Genomic DNA, 14,903 nt, shown 5'->3' with positions numbered 1-14,903 from the left:
CATGCGCGCCAAGCTGTTCATCGCGGTCAGCGGTCTGCTGACGCTGCCGGCCTACGCGGCCGAGATCGACATCAACGTCGAGATCCCCAAGCTCAACGTGGCCGAGTACCACCGCCCCTACGTGGCGATCTGGATCGAGGGCGCCGACCAGAAGGTCGCCTCCAACCTGGCGGTCTGGTACCAGATGCGGGACACCGCCGAAGGCCACGGCACCAAGTGGCTGCCGGACCTGCGCCAGTGGTGGCGCAAGTCGGGTCGTTCGCTGCAGGTGCCGGTGGATGGCGTGACCGGCCCGACCCGTCCGGTCGGCAAGCACGAGGTGACCTTCGCCGCCAGCCAGCCGCAGCTCAAGGACCTGGCGCCGGGCGAGTACACGCTGGTGGTGGAAGCGGCGCGCGAAGTCGGCGGCCGCGAGCTGGTGAAGATCCCCTTCTCCTGGCCGGCCAAGGCCGCCCAGTCCGGCAAGGCCCAGGGCAGCACCGAACTGGGCGCGGTCACCCTGGCCGTCAAGCCCTGATTTCTTGCCCCTGACCTTTTGCACCTTCCCCTCTTACCGCAGCCGCTGCGGAAACTTCCGGAGATCCCGATGAAGCGTTCCCTGATCCTCGCCGTCGCCATCGCCTCGCTGACCGTCCCGTTCGGCGCCGCCGCGCACAAGACCTGGCTGCGTCCTTCGCAGACCGTGCTGGCCGGCACCGACCCGTGGATCACGGTCGATGCGGCCGTGTCCAACAACCTGTTCTACTTCAACCACGTGCCGCTGCGCCTGGACAACCTGGTGGTCACCGCGCCGGACGGCAGCAGGGTCCAGCCGCAGAACCTGGCCACCGGCAAGTACCGCAACGTGTTCGACCTGCAGCTTGCGCAGCAGGGCACCTACCGCATCGCCGTGGTCAACAGCGGCCTGTCCGGCAGCTGGGAAGAGAACGGCAAGCCCAGGCGCTGGCGCGGCACGCCGGCAACCTTCGCCACCGAGGTACCGAAGGACGCGAAGAACCTGCAGGTCTCGCAGAGCGTCGCTCGCATCGAAACCTTCGTCACCAACGGGTCGCCCAATGACACCGCGCTCAAGACCAGCGGCGAAGGCCTGGAGCTGGTGCCGTTGACCCATCCGAACGACCTGTTCGCCGGCGAAGCGACCAAGTTCCGCGTGCTGGTGGACGGCAAGCCGGCGCAGGGCATCGAGTTCGAGATCGTTCGCGGCGAAACGCGCTATCGCAACGCCCAGGAAGAGATCAAGGCGATCACCGACGCCGATGGCGAGTTCAGCGTGACTTGGCCGCAAGCGGGCATGTACTGGCTCGAGGCGACCAAGCAGGACGACAAGGCCAGCCTGCCCCAGGCCAAGCAGCGCCGGCTGAGCTACGTGGCCACGCTGGAAGTGCTGCCGCAGTAACCGGACCGGTCCGCGCGATGGAACAGGCGACCGCCGGGAGCCTCGCCAGCCTCGGCGGCGAGACGATGGGAACGCGCTGGAGCGTGCGCGTGGGCGCACGCACCGGCACCGACCTGCATGCCCTGCATGCGGGCATCCAGCAGCAGCTGGACCAGGTGGTGGCGCAGATGAGCACCTGGGAGCCGGATTCGGACATCAGCCGCTATCGACGGGCCGCACCCGGCCACTGGTTTGCGCTGCCGGCGGCATTCGCGGCCGTGCTCGACTGTGCGATCGAGGTGGCCGACGCCAGCGATGGCGCGTTCGATCCGACGATCGGTCCGCTGGTGGACCTGTGGGGCTTCGGCAGCGCCGGCACGCCACGTCGCGTGCCGTCGGACGAAGAGGTCGAGCGTGAACTGGGGCGCGGCGGCTGGCGTCGGCTGCAGCGCCGCGACCGAGGCCGCGAGCTGTTGCAGCCCGGCGGCCTGCAGCTGGACCTGTCGGCCATCGCCAAGGGCTACGGCGCCGACCAGGTCGCCGCACACCTGCGCGCGCGCGGGGTCGCAGCGGCGCTGGTGGAAGTGGGCGGCGAGATCCGCGCCTATGGCCGCAAGCCCGATGGCGGGCCCTGGCGCGTGCTGGTCGAGTCGGCGGCGGACGAGCAGGCCCCGGTCGACGAACTGCCCGCGCGCGTGGTGGTGGTGCAGGACGCGGCGGTAGCGACCTCCGGCGACCGCTGGCACCGCTTCGAGCACCGGGGCCGGCGCTACGCGCACACCCTGGATCCGCGCACCGGCGCGCCGGTCGACGACGCGGCCGCCTCGGTCACCGTCATCGCCGCCGATGCCATGCATGCCGATGCCTGGGCCACGGCGCTGACCGTCATGGGTGCGCAGACCGGGCTGGAGTTCGCGCGCCGGCATGCATTGGCGGCGCGATTCGTAACCCGCGACGGCGATCGCCTGCGCGAGGCGATGACCGCGCCGTTCGAGGCGCACCTGGCCCGATGAGCGCCCTCGACACCGCCGACGGACGCGGCCTGCCATGGTCGTTGCTGGGCAACCTGGCGCTGCTCGCGTTGCTGGCGCTGTGCACGATCGCGTTGTTGCCCCTGCACGACGACGCGTGGTGGATCTCCGCTCCGCGTCCGCTGCGCTGGTGGCTCGCTGGTGGCGTGGCGGCCGCCTATGCCGGATTCTGCGCCGCCCAGCTGTGGCCGCGACGACCGGCCCATGCCAAGGCAACGGCGGCATCGGCCAACGGCACGCCGCCGCTGCTGGTGGCATGGGCCAGCCAGGCCGGCTTCGCGCGACTGCTGGCCGAGCGCACCGCGGCGATGCTGCACGCAGGCGGCGTGCCGGTACTGGTGCTGCCGCTGGAAGAAGTGGACGCAGCGCTGCTGACACGCACGCGACGCGCGTTGTTCGTCGCCAGCACCACCGGCGAGGGCGATCCGCCCGATCACGCGCTCGCCTTCCTGCGCCGCACGATGGCGCAGTGCCCGGCGCTGGGCGGGCTGGACTTCGCCCTGCTGGCGCTGGGCGACCGCGAGTACCGCGACTTCTGCGCGTTCGGCCGCCAGCTCGACGAGTGGCTGCGCGCCCGGGGCGCGCGTCCGCTGTTCGACCGCGTCGAGGTCGACAATGCGGACGCGGCCACGCTGCGGCACTGGCAGTACGAGGTCGGCCGCTTCGGCGGACTGTCCGACCTGCCGGACTGGACGCCGCCGGCGTACGAACCGTGGCGGCTGCATTCGCGCCGTCAGGTCAATGCCGGCAGTCCCGGCGGCGCCGCGTTCGACCTGCAACTGGTGCCGGCCGCCGGTGCGTTGCCGCACTGGCAGGCCGGCGACATCGCCGAGGTCGGACCGCGCAACGCGCGCGAACGCGTGCAGGCGCTGCTCCAGGCACTACGGCTTCCGGGCGACGCCCCCGTCGACGCCGGCAACGGCACCGAAGCGCTGGCGGCCTGCCTGATGCGCATGCAGCTCCCCGCCGCCGATGCCGTCAGCGACGTGGATGCGCAGGCGCTGGTTTCCGGCCTGCGTCCACTGCCGCATCGCGAATACTCCATCGCCTCCATCCCTGCGGAAGGCCATCTCCGCCTGCTGGTCCGGCGGATGACCCGTCCCGACGGCAGCGCGGGGCTGGGCAGCGGATGGCTTTGCGACCTCGCAGCCCCCGGTGGGACGATCGACGTCCGCCTGCGCCGCAATCCCGGCTTCCATCCCCCGCCGGACGATCTGCCGCTGATCCTGATCGGCAACGGCACCGGAATGGCCGGGCTGCGCGCGCACCTGCAGGCACGGGTGGCGGCCGGTGCACGCGCGAACTGGCTGCTGTTCGGGGAGCGCAGCCCGGTGCATGACCTGTTCTTCGCGGACGACATCCGGCGGTGGCAGGCGCAAGGATGGCTGCCACGCCTCGACCTGGCCTTCTCCCGCGCCCCGGCGGCGCCTTGCTATGTCCAGGACCGCCTGCGGGCCGCGGCGGCGGACCTGCGCGACTGGGTCGATCGCGGAGCGTCGGTGCTGGTCTGCGGCAACGCGGTAGGCATGGCCCCCGGGGTGGATGCGGCGCTGGGCGGGGTGCTGGGCACGGAACTCCGTGAAGCCCTTCGCGCCGAAGGTCGCTACCGGCGCGACGTCTACTAGGCGGGCAGCGGGCGCCCGCCACCTGCGCCGGTCGCAGGCCATTGGACCTGCACCAGCAACAGTTCGCCCGCGCCATCGATCGGGTGGCGCCACCGCCCCGTCGCGGGTGGCGGCAGCCAGGCGCTGTCGCCAGCGGCCAGCAGCGTTCCGTCCTGCCCGTCCGCGCCGCCCATGCGGGCGCTACCCGCCAGCACGTGCACGGCCCAGCCGGTCTGTCCGTCGCCAAAGCACCACATGTCGCCGACCAGTGGCCGATGGAACAGGTGGGCGGCGAGCGAGCCGGGGCGCCACATCAGGTTGAAGACCTGCACGGGCCCGTCCAGCGGCACGCCGGTCACCGCGCGCGATCCGGCGAAGCGGATCCGCTGGTGGGGTGGCAGCAGCTCCGCCACCTGGCCATCGTCGAACTGCAGCCGCAAGCCGTTGCCATGCAGCAGCACCTGTTCGCGCTCGACACCGGGAAACGGCGAAAAATCGGCCGCCGCGTCCAGCTCCGCAATGGACAGACGCAAGGCCCAGTCCGCGCCAGCGGGCAAGGCGAGGATTTCCCGGGTCCAGCCGCGACCATTGCGCCAGCGTTCGCGACGGTAGCCGGTGGCAGGAAGGGTCAGCACGCGGCGTCCACTCATGCCCGCATTCTGCCCCAGCGCGCCGCCCCGCCGTAAAGGCATCGCCCGGCTGCACGTCCTGTGCACCGCCGGGCGACACTGGGCACGTCCCTGTCGGCCTCCTGCCTGTCTGCGCCGCCGTCCTGGCGACACGCACCGGCACCGCTTCCTGCGGGACCGGCGCTCCTGCGGCTTCCTGCCCGCGCACCCCGCGGGTGCGCTATCCACATCGGCTTCCCTGCCGTGGGACGCTGGTCTTGTTACGCAGGTGGCAGCCGCGAGCGGCCACCTGCTCAGCGGCGCGCGACGGGCTTGGGCGTGCCGCCAGCCACCGGCTTCGCCGGGGCGGCGCTGGGCCTGGCCGCCTTGGCCGGGGCCCCGACCGCAATCAGGTCGCGGTTGCGCTCCACGGTCTTCAGGCCGATCCCCTTCACCAGGGCCAGCTCGTCGGCGCTCTTGAACGGACCGTTGGCGTTGCGGTGCTCGACGATCGCCTGGGCCTTGGCGGGTCCGATCCCGACCAGCGAGGCCTCCAGCTGGGCGGCATCGGCGCGGTTGATGTCGACCTTGTCGGCGGCGAACGCGCTGCCGGCCAGCAGCAGCATCGACAGCAGCAGCGACTTGAGCACGAGGAAGAACGGATTCATGGCAACACTCCTTGTTGGAAGACGGATGGCCGCCGCGGAGATCCATCCGCGGGCGGCGCAGCCAGTGTTCCTCGCCGGCAGGTGCGCACCCATCGCCGCAACACCCGCGCATGGCCGGAGGCCCCCTCGTTCACCTGTAGGAAATTCCCGGGCGCAGGCAGCGGCGTAGAATGGATGCTTCCCTGCTTCCTCCGGATCCGCCATGCCCGCCACCGCCCGGCTCGACCACGCCGCTGCCGAGAACTTCATCGCCCGCAAATGGGATGCCGATATCGTCCCGCAGCTGGTGGACTACATCCGCATCCCCAACAAGTCGCCGATGTTCGACAAGGACTGGCAGGCGAACGGGCACATGGATGCCGCGGTCGCCCTGATGGAGGCGTGGGCCAGGGCGCAGTCGATCCCGGGCCTGCAGGTCGAGGTCGTGCGCCTGGAAGGCCGCACGCCGCTGATCTACGCCGAAGTGCCCGCCAGCGGCGACCAGTCCGGCGACGATACCGTCCTGCTGTACGGGCACCTGGACAAGCAGCCGGAAATGACCGGCTGGGACCCCGACCTGGGCCCGTGGATCCCGGTGCTCAAGGGTGACCGGCTCTACGGCCGCGGCGGCGCGGACGACGGCTATGCGATCTTCGGTTCGCTGGCCGCGATCCAGGCGCTGCAGGAACAGGGCGTGCCGCACGCGCGCTGCGTGCTGCTGATCGAGGCCTGCGAGGAATCGGGCAGCTACGACCTGCCCGCCTACGTCGACCACCTGGCGTCACGCATCGGCAAGCCGTCGCTGGTGGTGTGCCTGGATTCGGGCTGCGGCAACTACGAACAGCTGTGGTGCACCACCTCGCTGCGCGGCCTGGCCGGCGGCAACCTGACGGTGAAGGTGCTCAGCGAGGGCGTCCATTCGGGCGACGCCTCCGGCATCGTCCCGTCCAGCTTCCGCCTGCTGCGGCAGCTGCTGTCGCGGCTGGAGGACGAGGCCACCGGCCGGATCAAGGTCGAGGGCCTGTACGTCGAGGTGCCGGCCGAGCGCCAGGAGCAGGCGGGGAAGGTCGCCGGCGTGCTGGGGGACGAGGTTTTCAGCAAGTTCCCGTTCCTCGAGGGCATGACCCCGATGTCGGACGACCTGACCGAGCTGGTGCTCAACCGCACCTGGCGCCCGGCGCTGTCGGTGACCGGCGTGGACGGCATGCCGCCGCTGTCGTCGGCCGGCAACGTGCTGCGTCCGCACACCTCGGTCAAGCTATCGCTGCGACTGCCGCCGACCCTGGACGGCAAGCGCGCCGGCGACCTGCTCAAGGACGTGCTGCTGGCCGATCCGCCGAACGGCGCGACGGTCGAGTTGGACCTGGAGAAGGCCTCCACCGGCTGGAACGCTCCGGCCCAGTCGCCATGGCTGACCGCCGCGATCGAGGCGGCCTCGCAGGCCGCCTTCGGCAAGCCGGCGATGTACATGGGCGAAGGCGGCACGATCCCGTTCATGGGCATGCTCGGCGAGAAGTTCCCGGGCGCGCAGTTCATGATCACCGGCGTGCTCGGCCCGCATTCCAACGCCCACGGGCCCAACGAGTTCCTGCACATCCCGATGGGCAAGCGCGTCACCCAGTGCGTTTCGCACGTGATCGCCGAGCACTACCAGGCCAGCGTCCGCGGCGAGACCACCGGCGTAGGCGCGGTGGCCGGCGGCCAAGCGCACGGCGACCACGGCTGCTGCTGAGCTCGCCGGCGCCGGGAAGCAGTCCAGAAAGCGCCGGGGCGACCCGGCGTTTTCCTTTCCGCGGCCCGGAAGCGCCGAAGTGCAGCGTCGGCCGCGCAGGGATAAGCTGGGCGCGCCCCCGCGCAACCAACCGGAGCTTCCCGCATGGAACAGATCTTTGGTGGCGGCATCATCTGGACGATCTTCATCGGCCTCGTCGCCGGCCTGCTGGCGCGCGCGCTCAAGCCGGGCAACGACAAGCTGAGCCTGTTGTGGACCATCGTGCTGGGCATCGCGGGCGCCCTGCTGGCCTGGTACGTCGGCGGCGCACTGGGCTGGTACGCCCCGGGCGAGCCGGCCGGCTTCATCGCCTCGGTGGTCGGTGCGATCGTGCTGCTCATCCTGTACGGCATGCTGCGCAAGAAGAAGGGCTGACCTCCTCGGGTCCGGCCGAGCTGGAAGGACCCCGCCTGGCGGGGTCTTTCCTTTCCCGCGCACGGAACGGTCCGCTTCGCCGGTTGACGCACTCGCCTGCCGCCATGCGCCGCGATTACCCTGTGCACCTGTTCCCGACCGATGCACCCATGTCCTCCACCGACCGCGCCGACCAGCGCCTGGCCTGGACCCGCCAGGCCCTGTCCGATCCCACGCTGGAGATGGAGGTGGCCTCGGCGGACGCCAGCTTCCGCAGTTACTGGCGCACGTCCAGCGGCGGCGCGAGCTGGATCGTCATGGATGCCCCGCCCGGCCGCGAGGACATCGGCCCGTGGCTGGACATCGGCGCGCGCCTGGCGCAGGCCGGCCTGCACACCCCGGCGGTGCGGGCGAGCGATGTCGAGCAGGGCTTCGTGCTGATGGAAGACCTGGGCGATCGCCTGTACCTGCCCGAGCTGGACGCCGGCAGCGCCGACGCGCTGTACGCGCCGGCGATCGACGCGATCCTGTCGATGCAGTCCCGCGTATCGCCCGAGGGCCTGCCCGCGTTCGACGAGCCGTGGATGGTCATGGAACTGGAGCTGATGCCCGAATGGTTCCTGCGCCGCCACCTGGGTTTCCTGCCCGAATGCGAGGACTGGGATCCGATCGAGTCGGCGTTCCGCGCCATCCTCAACGCCGCCCATGCGCAGCCGCAGCGCTTCATGCACCGCGACTTCCATTCGCGCAACCTGCTGGTGGTGGCCGGCAACATGCCCGGGGTGATCGACTTCCAGGGCGCGATGCGTGGCCCGCTCGCCTACGACCTGGCCTCGCTGCTGCGCGACTGCTACATCGCCTGGCCCGAAGAGCGGGTGGCGGGATGGCGCGAGGGCTACCGCCAGCGCGCGCTGACGCTGGGCCTGACCGACGCCGGAAGCGACGAATTCGCACGCTGGTTCGACCTGGTCGGCCTGCAGCGGCACATCAAGGTACTGGGCATCTTCTGCCGGCTCGCCCATCGCGACGGCAAGCCCGGCTACCTGGCCGACCTGCCGCTGGTGTGGCGCTACGTGCGCGAGGTCGGCAGCCGCCACGACGAAGTCCGGCCGATGATCGGGCTGCTCGAGCGCGTGATCGGCGACATCGACATCACCCGTCCGCGCGGAGGCTGACATGCGTGCCCTGGTCTTCGCCGCCGGCCTGGGCGAGCGCATGCGCCCGCTCACCGACCACACGCCCAAGCCGTTGCTGGAAGCCGGCGGCAAGCCGCTGATCGCCTGGCACCTGGAGAAACTCGCGGCGATGGGCGTGACCGAGGTCGTCGTCAACACCTCCTGGCTGGCGCAGCGCTTCCCCGAGGTGCTCGGCGACGGGGCGCGCTGGGGACTGCGCCTGCACTACAGCTACGAAGGCCCGGTGCCCCTGGAAACCGGCGGCGGCATGCTGCACGCGCTGCCGCTGCTGGGCGACGCGCCGTTCCTCGCCGTCAACGGCGACATCTGGACCGACTGCGACTTCGCCGCGCTGCCGCGCGAGCCGCGGGGCGACGCGCACCTGGTGCTGGTGGACAACCCCGTGCACCACCCGGAGGGCGATTTCGGCCTCGATCCGGCCGGTGGCGTCACCGCCGCCGGAGCGCCGCGCCTTACCTACTCGGGCATCGGCGTCTACCGTGCCGGCGTGCTCAAGGATTGGCGCGACACCGTGGAGGGCGAACCCGGCACGCCGCCGCGCTTCCGCCTCGCGCCGCTGCTGCGCCGGGCCATGGCCCGGGGCGCGGTGACCGGCGAGCACCATGCGGGCCAGTGGACCGACGTCGGCACGCCCGAACGCCTGCTCGCCCTGGACCGCCAACTGCGCGCGCCGTCGGCTTGAGTGCGACGGAACCGCGTTCCCGCGCGTACCACCTGTCAATGGACGAAGCTGCGAAGGGCGAAACCACCGAACCGGCGTTGCTGCGCCGCGCCCGTCGCGGCGACGAAACCGCGTTCGAAGCGCTGTACCACGGCCATGCGCGCGCCATCCATGCCCTGGCCTTCCGCCTGACAGGCGACGCGGCCGCAGCGGAAGACATCGTCCAGGACACCTTCCTGCGCATGTTCGGCTTCCTGTCGGGCCTGCGCGAAGACACTCCCCTGCGTCCGTGGCTCAAGCGCGTGGCCGCCAACCTGGCCATCGACCGCCTGCGCCGCGGCCGCCACCACGCCGACGACGATGCGTTGTTGCACGCCCTGGACGACGGGCCGTCGCCGGCGACGGTGGCCGAAGCCGATGGGCTGTTGCGACGGTTGCCACCCGTCGCCCGTACCTTGGTCTGGCTGCACGAGATGGAAGGCTGGTCGCACGAGGAGCTGGCGCACCGCTTCGGACGCAGTCCCAGCTGGTCCAAATCGATCCTCTCGCGCTCGTTGTCGCGGCTGCGCGGCCACCTGGAACCGGGAACAGGCAATGAACGATCCTGAGCAACTCCAGCGCCTGCTGGAAAGCATGCCCGAAGCGCCCGTCCCGGATTCGCTGTGGCCACGGGTCCGCGAGCAGCGTCGCCGGCAGTTGCGCCGGCGACGCATCGGCACCGGCCTGGCTTCGACCGCGCTGGCGGCATTGCTGCTGGTGTCCGCCTGGCCGGACCGGCCCACGCGGTCGCCAGATCCGGCCGCGCAGCCGCCTGTCCTTGCCGGGCATGGCACCGACGAGCGGGTGCGCGCGCTCGACCAGGCGCTGCAGACGGCCTACGAGCGTGGTGCCAGCGACGACGAAGTAGCCCCCCTGTGGGAGGCGCGCCGTGCCCTGCTCGTGCAGCACCACGCGCCGCGCGACGGCGCCTCGAACGTCAACGAAATCTGACACGGAGATCACCATGCGCCAGGACCCGTGCCGGCGGCTTCTGCGGATCACCCTGGCCTTCGCGCTGGCAGTGGCCGGGCCTGTCCACGCGCAGGCAGGCATCGTGCCGGCGCTGGCGCCCGCGCTCGATCCGGACACGCCCGGCGCCGACGAGGCCTGCGGCATCGTCGGCGCCGGCACGGCCGCCACGCCCGAGAGCATGGACATCTATCCCGGCCACATCATGCAGATCAACGGCGAACGGCCGCGCCTGGTACGAGAGGGCTACCGCCTGCAGCCGGGCAAGCACCTGCTGGTCGTGGCCGAGGCGATCCCGCGCGCCCACCTGGGCACCGCGCAACAGGCCCAGATCGACAAGATGCGGCGGCGCAAGGATTTCACCGGCTACTTCAAGCCCCTGCTGGTGGATGTGCGCGCCGACACGCTGCAACGCGTAGGCGTCCGCCTGCGCCGCGACCACCTGGACACCGGCTCCATCCGCGACAACGCGTACTGGGAGCCGGTGGTCTGGGAAGAAGTGCCGCGCGAATGCCGCTGAGGGGAAACGCGATGACCCACCAACCCTTTTTGCGGCCGTGCCCGCTTCCCCGCCGCAAGGGCGGCGAAGACCGGATGCGATGGCGCGCAGGCCTGCCGAGGGCCTGCCTGCTGGCCCTGCTGTGCGGGTGCGGCACGATCGCCGGCCAGGCGATGGCGCAGACGGCGCGCCAGGCGACTGCCGCCGCGTTCGACCTCGGCGCGGTGATCGACGTACGCCGGTCCGATCCCGCCGGCCTGCGGGTGCTGGCGGTTACCCCGGGCGCGGCCGCCGAACGCGCGGGATTGCGCGCGGGAGACCGCCTGCAATCGATCAACGGGCAGGCACTGGCCGGCGTGGCGCGGCCGGCCGAGGCGTTGAGCCGTGCACTCGCTGCCGGCAATGGCGGCCTGGACGTGGAACTGGTGCGCGGCGGCCAGCCGATACGGATCACCGGCACGGCGGACCCGCGCCGCGCGCCGGCCGGTACCCGCTGCGGCAAGGTCGTCGGCACGATCGAGGGCCTGCCGGCGAGCAGCGACGTACGCGCGCTGGACATCACCCAGATCGAGGGCCGCAGCGTGCCGCTGCCCGGCGGACAACGCCATGCCGTGCCGGCCGGCACCCGCGCGATCATCACCCGCGAGCGCGTCCCGCAGCCGGCGACGCGTCCGTTGTCCAGCTACCAGTCCAAAGCCTTCGTGCTGGACGTCGAACCGGACACGATCTACTACGTCGGTGCGAAGCCCGTCGCCGGTGCAGGCTGGGTTCCGTTCGTCTGGCAATCGCTGAAGGAAGCATGTCCCTGACACCGGCGCCGCACGGGGGCCAGCCGCCAGGGCGCGCTTCACGCTGGTTTAAGGCCGACAACGCTCCGATCACCGCTCGCATGACCATCCCGTTGCCAGGCGACTCCCCGCCAAACCGGAAATCACAGGAAACGCTTGACCATGCTGGCGACCCTTTCCGGAAGTGCAGCACGGCCCAACGATGCGGCTTGCCGCCCCCGCGCGCCCCACGCACGGTCGCGCACCCAACGGAGGAACACACCATGTTGCGTCACATCCTGGCCACCTCGATCCTGCTGGCGGGCCATGCCCATGCCAGCGGCAACCCACCTGCGCCGGTAGTCGGTGCCGCGGGCAGTACATGCGGTTATGTCACCGACCAGCGCGCCACCATCCCCAAGAGCCAGGACATCTTCCCGGTCGAGATCACCCGCATCGACGGACGCAGCACGCCCCTGGATGCGCGCAGCCGCCATTCGGTGCAGCCAGGAGAGCGCGTGCTGACCGTCACCGACCACATCGACCCGCACCGGCTGCCGGGCGCGGCGGTCTCGCAGATCGCGAAGATGAAGCGGCTCGAGCTGCAGCGTGCGTACAAGCCGTTCACGGTCAAGGTGGAGCCCGGCGTGAGCTATGCCATCGGCGCGCGGCTGCTGCGCGACCGCCTCGATGCGCAGAGCATCCGTGACAACGCCTACTGGGAACCGGTGGTCTGGGAGGAGCGCGCCGAGCCCTGCCCCTGAGCGGCAGGCGGCACGCAATCCCCGCGGACGGGACGTGCAGCGCCGCCGCATTGGCCCCAAGGCCTATTTCCCGGGGCCGGGTTTCCGGCGAAATTGCGCCGTCCGGCGCGGATGGGCGACGCCGCGCCCACGCCGCCGGACCCTCCGTCCGGAGAAACCACCATGTTGCGCATGACCATGTTGTCGACCGTCCTTCTCGCTTCCGCCGCCTTCGCCGGCCCGCAGGCCGCCACGACAGCCAGCGCGCCGCCGGCCAGTCCCGCGGCCGCCCCGCCGGCGCCCGCTGCCGATCCGTCCAGCACCTGTGCCTACCTGACCGTGAGCCAGGGCGAGATCCCCGAAAGCCGCGACATCTTCGACGCGACCATCACCCAGATCGATGGCGACAGCACCCCGTCGGGCCGCAGGAACCGGTATCCGGTCGAACCGGGCGCGCACGTGCTGACCATTGCCGACCGGATCGACCCCAAGCGGGTGCCGGCCGCGGCGAATGCGCAGATCTCGAAGATGAAGCGGCTCGAGCAGCAGCGCGCGTACAAGAAGGTCGAGCTCGACGTGCAACCCGGTGTCAGCTACGCGATCGGGGCGAAGCTGCTGCGCGACCGGCTCGACGCCGACAGCATCCGCGACAACGCCTACTGGGAGCCGGTGGTCTGGGACATGCGCCCCGAACACTGCCCGTGATGCCATCGCCGCATGCCCGCACCGCCGGGCTCAGGCGGCGCCGGACAGCATCCGGCGCAGGAACGGCACGGTGACGCGGCGCTGCGCGGCCAGCGATTCGCGGTCGATGCGATCGAGCAGGGCGAGCAGCTGGACCAGGTCGCGACCGGTGCGCGTGAGCAGCCAGTCGATCGCGGCCTCTTCCAGTACCAGGCCGCGCCGAAGCGCGCGGTCGCGCAGGACCCTGCGGCGGCCGTCGTCGTCCAGCGGCCCGAGTACGACGCGCGCGCACTGCCCCAGCCGCGAGCGCAGGTCGGGCAGAGCCAGCGGCAACGCCGCCGGCGGCGCGGCCGCCAGGTAGACCACGCCGCGCCCGCCGGCACGCGCACGGTTGTGGAAGTCGAACAGCGCCACCTCGTCGGTGCGGTCGCCGGCAACGGCGTCGAGGCCGTCCAGCGCGACCACGTCGGCGCGATCGAGCGCCTCGAGCGCATCGCCCAGGCGCCCGGCGGCGGCACGCAGCGGCAGGTAGGCGGCGCGACGACCGGCCTGCTCGGCTTCGGCGCACACCGCCAGGCCCAGGTGGGTCTTGCCGGTGCCCGGGCCCCCTTCGACGTAGAGCCAGTCCGCGCCCGACTCGCGCGCCAGCGCGCGCAGCTGGGCGATCGCGCCGGGCGGGGCGTCGACGAAGCTCTCCAGCCGCTGGTCGGGTGGATAGCGCAACGACAGCGGCAGCTGGGGCGTGGCCCCGGGGGTCCCGCTCACGACTGTTCCGGTTCCCGCCGTGGGGCCTCGGCGACCGACCCGGGATCGACGTAGGAGTCGAGCACGATCGGCACGTGTTCGCCCGCGTACAGCTCGCTCTCGCGGTAGCGTTCCTTCGCGAACCGCAGCAGCACGTTGGCCACCGCCGCCACCGGCAGCGCCAGCAGCATGCCGAGGAAGCCGAACAGCTGGCCGCCGGCCATGATCGCGAAGATCACCGCCATCGGGTGCAGGCCGATCTTGTCGCCGACAATGCGCGGGGTCAGCACGTAGCTCTCGAGCATCTGGCCGACGGTGAACACCACGCCGACCAGGACCAGCAGCTGCAGGTCGAATCCCTGCGACTGGACCAGCGCGGCCACGACGGCCAGGACCACGCCGGTGGTCGCGCCCAGGTACGGGATGAAGCTGATCAGTCCGGCGACCAAGCCGATCAGCAGGCCCAGCTTGAGCCCGACCAGCGACAGGCCGGCCGCGTAGATCACGCCCAGCGCGATCATCACCACGAACTGGCCGCGCAGGAACGCGCCGAGCACGTCGTTGGACTCGCGCGCCAGCCGGGTCACGGTGCCGATGTGGTCGCGCGGGATCAGCGCGGCCACGCGGTCCACCAGCATGTCCCAGTCGCGCAGGAAGTAGAAGGTCAGGATCGGCAGCAGCACGATGTTGGCGACCCAGGCCAGCATCGCCACGCCGGAGCGCGAGACGTAGCCGAACACGGCCGCGGCGACCCCGCCGGCCTGTGCCCAGTGGCTCTTGACCCACTCGGTGATGCGCTCGCTGTCGAGCCAGCCGATCAGGTCCAGCCCGGTTTTCTGCTCCAGCCACGGCAGCGCGGTCTGCAGGATCCAGGCGCGGTACTCGGGCGCCGCTTCGATCAGGGTCACGACCTGCCGCTCCAGCAGCGGCACCAGGATCAGCAGCGCCAGCACCACCACCAGCACCATCGCGCCGAACACCAGGGCGACGGCCAGGTTGCGCGACAGGCCACGGCGCTGCAGGCGGTCGACCAGCGGGTCGCCGAGCCAGCCCAGCAGGGCGCCGAGCACGAAGGGGGTCAGGATCGGGCCGAGCAGCCACACCAGCCACAACGCCGCCACGACCACCGCCAGCCACTTGAGCTGGCGCAGGAACCGCGCGATCTCGTACTCCGGCGCCTCGTTCATCGAGTCGTGCTCATCGAATCGTAC

General features: G+C 71.3%; 18 protein-coding genes. 14 read left to right on the top strand and 4 right to left on the bottom strand.

Annotation, left to right across the window (positions count from 1 at the left end; genetic code table 11):
- Position 1 precedes the first annotated feature (1 nt).
- The 4 genes from CSC66_RS11865 to CSC66_RS11850 all read left to right on the top strand — a co-directional run bounded on the left by CSC66_RS11865 (position 2) and on the right by CSC66_RS11850 (position 4,031).
- Positions 2-517: a DUF2271 domain-containing protein gene (locus tag CSC66_RS11865; RefSeq protein ID WP_162377600.1), complete on the top strand. Its 516-nt coding sequence runs from the start codon at positions 2-4 to the stop codon at positions 515-517.
- A gap of 69 nt (positions 518-586) precedes the next feature.
- Positions 587-1,396: a DUF4198 domain-containing protein gene (locus CSC66_RS11860; protein ID WP_162377599.1), complete on the top strand. Its 810-nt coding sequence runs from the start codon at positions 587-589 to the stop codon at positions 1,394-1,396.
- 17 nt (positions 1,397-1,413) lie between these two features.
- Complete coding sequence (locus tag CSC66_RS11855; RefSeq protein WP_238394379.1) at positions 1,414-2,388, top strand: FAD:protein FMN transferase; 975 nt, start codon at positions 1,414-1,416, stop codon at positions 2,386-2,388.
- The gene (locus CSC66_RS11850) at positions 2,385-4,031 is read left to right on the top strand and encodes a sulfite reductase subunit alpha (protein ID WP_162377598.1); all 1,647 of its coding nucleotides are present in this window, start codon (positions 2,385-2,387) and stop codon (positions 4,029-4,031) included. The genes CSC66_RS11855 and CSC66_RS11850 overlap by 4 nt, the downstream gene beginning before the upstream one ends.
- Here the strand turns inward: CSC66_RS11850 and CSC66_RS11845 are convergent.
- The gene (locus CSC66_RS11845; protein ID WP_162377597.1) at positions 4,028-4,660 is read right to left on the bottom strand and encodes a HutD family protein; all 633 of its coding nucleotides are present in this window, start codon (positions 4,658-4,660) and stop codon (positions 4,028-4,030) included. The two genes, CSC66_RS11850 and CSC66_RS11845, sit on opposite strands and share 4 nt — an antisense overlap.
- A 272-nt stretch (positions 4,661-4,932) precedes the next feature.
- Complete coding sequence (locus CSC66_RS11840) at positions 4,933-5,286, bottom strand: ComEA family DNA-binding protein (protein WP_162377596.1); 354 nt, start codon at positions 5,284-5,286, stop codon at positions 4,933-4,935.
- Positions 5,287-5,488: 202 nt separating this feature from the next.
- Between CSC66_RS11840 and CSC66_RS11835 the strand changes: the two genes are divergently transcribed.
- The 10 genes from CSC66_RS11835 to CSC66_RS11790 all read left to right on the top strand — a co-directional run bounded on the left by CSC66_RS11835 (position 5,489) and on the right by CSC66_RS11790 (position 12,969).
- Positions 5,489-6,997, top strand: a complete 1,509-nt coding sequence (locus tag CSC66_RS11835; protein WP_162377595.1) for a M20 family metallopeptidase — start codon at positions 5,489-5,491, stop codon at positions 6,995-6,997.
- Between the two features lie 144 nt (positions 6,998-7,141).
- Entirely contained in the window at positions 7,142-7,411 is a 270-nt protein-coding gene (locus tag CSC66_RS11830) for a GlsB/YeaQ/YmgE family stress response membrane protein (protein ID WP_162377594.1), read from the top strand.
- A gap of 149 nt (positions 7,412-7,560) precedes the next feature.
- The gene (locus CSC66_RS11825; protein ID WP_162377593.1) at positions 7,561-8,565 is read left to right on the top strand and encodes an aminoglycoside phosphotransferase family protein; all 1,005 of its coding nucleotides are present in this window, start codon (positions 7,561-7,563) and stop codon (positions 8,563-8,565) included.
- 1 nt (position 8,566) lies between these two features.
- A complete protein-coding gene (gene murU / locus CSC66_RS11820; protein WP_162377592.1) occupies positions 8,567-9,268 on the top strand; it encodes an N-acetylmuramate alpha-1-phosphate uridylyltransferase MurU in 702 nt (233 codons plus the stop codon).
- Positions 9,269-9,306: 38 nt separating this feature from the next.
- Positions 9,307-9,855, top strand: coding sequence for an RNA polymerase sigma factor (locus tag CSC66_RS11815; RefSeq protein WP_162377591.1), 549 nt, complete (start codon positions 9,307-9,309; stop codon positions 9,853-9,855).
- On the top strand, positions 9,842-10,237 hold the full coding sequence (locus CSC66_RS11810; RefSeq protein ID WP_162377590.1) for a hypothetical protein: 396 nt from the start codon (positions 9,842-9,844) through the stop codon (positions 10,235-10,237). Before CSC66_RS11815 ends, CSC66_RS11810 begins: the two co-directional genes overlap by 14 nt.
- Before the next feature lie 13 nt (positions 10,238-10,250).
- Entirely contained in the window at positions 10,251-10,775 is a 525-nt protein-coding gene (locus tag CSC66_RS11805; protein WP_162377589.1) for a hypothetical protein, read from the top strand.
- A 74-nt stretch (positions 10,776-10,849) separates the two neighbouring features.
- A complete protein-coding gene (locus tag CSC66_RS11800) occupies positions 10,850-11,563 on the top strand; it encodes a PDZ domain-containing protein (RefSeq protein WP_162377588.1) in 714 nt (237 codons plus the stop codon).
- A gap of 242 nt (positions 11,564-11,805) precedes the next feature.
- On the top strand, positions 11,806-12,285 hold the full coding sequence (locus CSC66_RS11795; protein ID WP_162377587.1) for a hypothetical protein: 480 nt from the start codon (positions 11,806-11,808) through the stop codon (positions 12,283-12,285).
- A gap of 162 nt (positions 12,286-12,447) precedes the next feature.
- Positions 12,448-12,969: a hypothetical protein gene (locus CSC66_RS11790; protein WP_162377586.1), complete on the top strand. Its 522-nt coding sequence runs from the start codon at positions 12,448-12,450 to the stop codon at positions 12,967-12,969.
- Positions 12,970-12,999: 30 nt separating this feature from the next.
- Here CSC66_RS11790 and hda read toward each other — a convergent pair whose 3' ends face one another.
- Both hda and CSC66_RS11780 read right to left on the bottom strand, forming a co-directional pair.
- Positions 13,000-13,713, bottom strand: a complete 714-nt coding sequence (hda, locus tag CSC66_RS11785; RefSeq protein WP_162377585.1) for a DnaA regulatory inactivator Hda — start codon at positions 13,711-13,713, stop codon at positions 13,000-13,002.
- Positions 13,710-14,879, bottom strand: a complete 1,170-nt coding sequence (locus tag CSC66_RS11780) for an AI-2E family transporter (RefSeq protein WP_162377584.1) — start codon at positions 14,877-14,879, stop codon at positions 13,710-13,712. The genes hda and CSC66_RS11780 overlap by 4 nt, the downstream gene beginning before the upstream one ends.
- Positions 14,880-14,903: the final 24 nt, after the last annotated feature.

The sequence above is a fragment of the Pseudoxanthomonas kaohsiungensis genome (genome assembly GCF_010211765.1).
GTDB classification, from domain to species: Bacteria; Pseudomonadota; Gammaproteobacteria; order Xanthomonadales; family Xanthomonadaceae; genus Pseudoxanthomonas; species Pseudoxanthomonas kaohsiungensis.
The sequence above is the reverse complement of the archived record's forward strand: the minus strand, read 5'-3'. Positions and strand labels throughout refer to the sequence as shown.

Excerpts from the sequence above, each read along its gene's own strand:
- CSC66_RS11855 (WP_238394379.1), top strand. The coding sequence starts at position 1,414 with ATGGAACAGGCGACCGCCGGGAGCCTCGCCAGCCTCGGCGGCGAGACG.
- murU (WP_162377592.1), top strand. The coding sequence starts at position 8,567 with ATGCGTGCCCTGGTCTTCGCCGCCGGCCTGGGCGAGCGCATGCGCCCG.
- CSC66_RS11835 (WP_162377595.1), top strand. The coding sequence starts at position 5,489 with ATGCCCGCCACCGCCCGGCTCGACCACGCCGCTGCCGAGAACTTCATC.
- CSC66_RS11780 (WP_162377584.1), bottom strand. The coding sequence starts at position 14,879 with ATGAACGAGGCGCCGGAGTACGAGATCGCGCGGTTCCTGCGCCAGCTC.
- CSC66_RS11865 (WP_162377600.1), top strand. The coding sequence starts at position 2 with ATGCGCGCCAAGCTGTTCATCGCGGTCAGCGGTCTGCTGACGCTGCCG.
- CSC66_RS11850 (WP_162377598.1), top strand. The coding sequence starts at position 2,385 with ATGAGCGCCCTCGACACCGCCGACGGACGCGGCCTGCCATGGTCGTTG.
- CSC66_RS11805 (WP_162377589.1), top strand. The coding sequence starts at position 10,251 with ATGCGCCAGGACCCGTGCCGGCGGCTTCTGCGGATCACCCTGGCCTTC.
- CSC66_RS11800 (WP_162377588.1), top strand. The coding sequence starts at position 10,850 with ATGCGATGGCGCGCAGGCCTGCCGAGGGCCTGCCTGCTGGCCCTGCTG.
- CSC66_RS11795 (WP_162377587.1), top strand. The coding sequence starts at position 11,806 with ATGTTGCGTCACATCCTGGCCACCTCGATCCTGCTGGCGGGCCATGCC.
- CSC66_RS11810 (WP_162377590.1), top strand. The coding sequence starts at position 9,842 with ATGAACGATCCTGAGCAACTCCAGCGCCTGCTGGAAAGCATGCCCGAA.
- CSC66_RS11840 (WP_162377596.1), bottom strand. The coding sequence starts at position 5,286 with ATGAATCCGTTCTTCCTCGTGCTCAAGTCGCTGCTGCTGTCGATGCTG.
- CSC66_RS11825 (WP_162377593.1), top strand. The coding sequence starts at position 7,561 with ATGTCCTCCACCGACCGCGCCGACCAGCGCCTGGCCTGGACCCGCCAG.
- CSC66_RS11815 (WP_162377591.1), top strand. The coding sequence starts at position 9,307 with ATGGACGAAGCTGCGAAGGGCGAAACCACCGAACCGGCGTTGCTGCGC.
- CSC66_RS11860 (WP_162377599.1), top strand. The coding sequence starts at position 587 with ATGAAGCGTTCCCTGATCCTCGCCGTCGCCATCGCCTCGCTGACCGTC.
- CSC66_RS11830 (WP_162377594.1), top strand. The coding sequence starts at position 7,142 with ATGGAACAGATCTTTGGTGGCGGCATCATCTGGACGATCTTCATCGGC.
- CSC66_RS11790 (WP_162377586.1), top strand. The coding sequence starts at position 12,448 with ATGTTGCGCATGACCATGTTGTCGACCGTCCTTCTCGCTTCCGCCGCC.
- CSC66_RS11845 (WP_162377597.1), bottom strand. The coding sequence starts at position 4,660 with ATGAGTGGACGCCGCGTGCTGACCCTTCCTGCCACCGGCTACCGTCGC.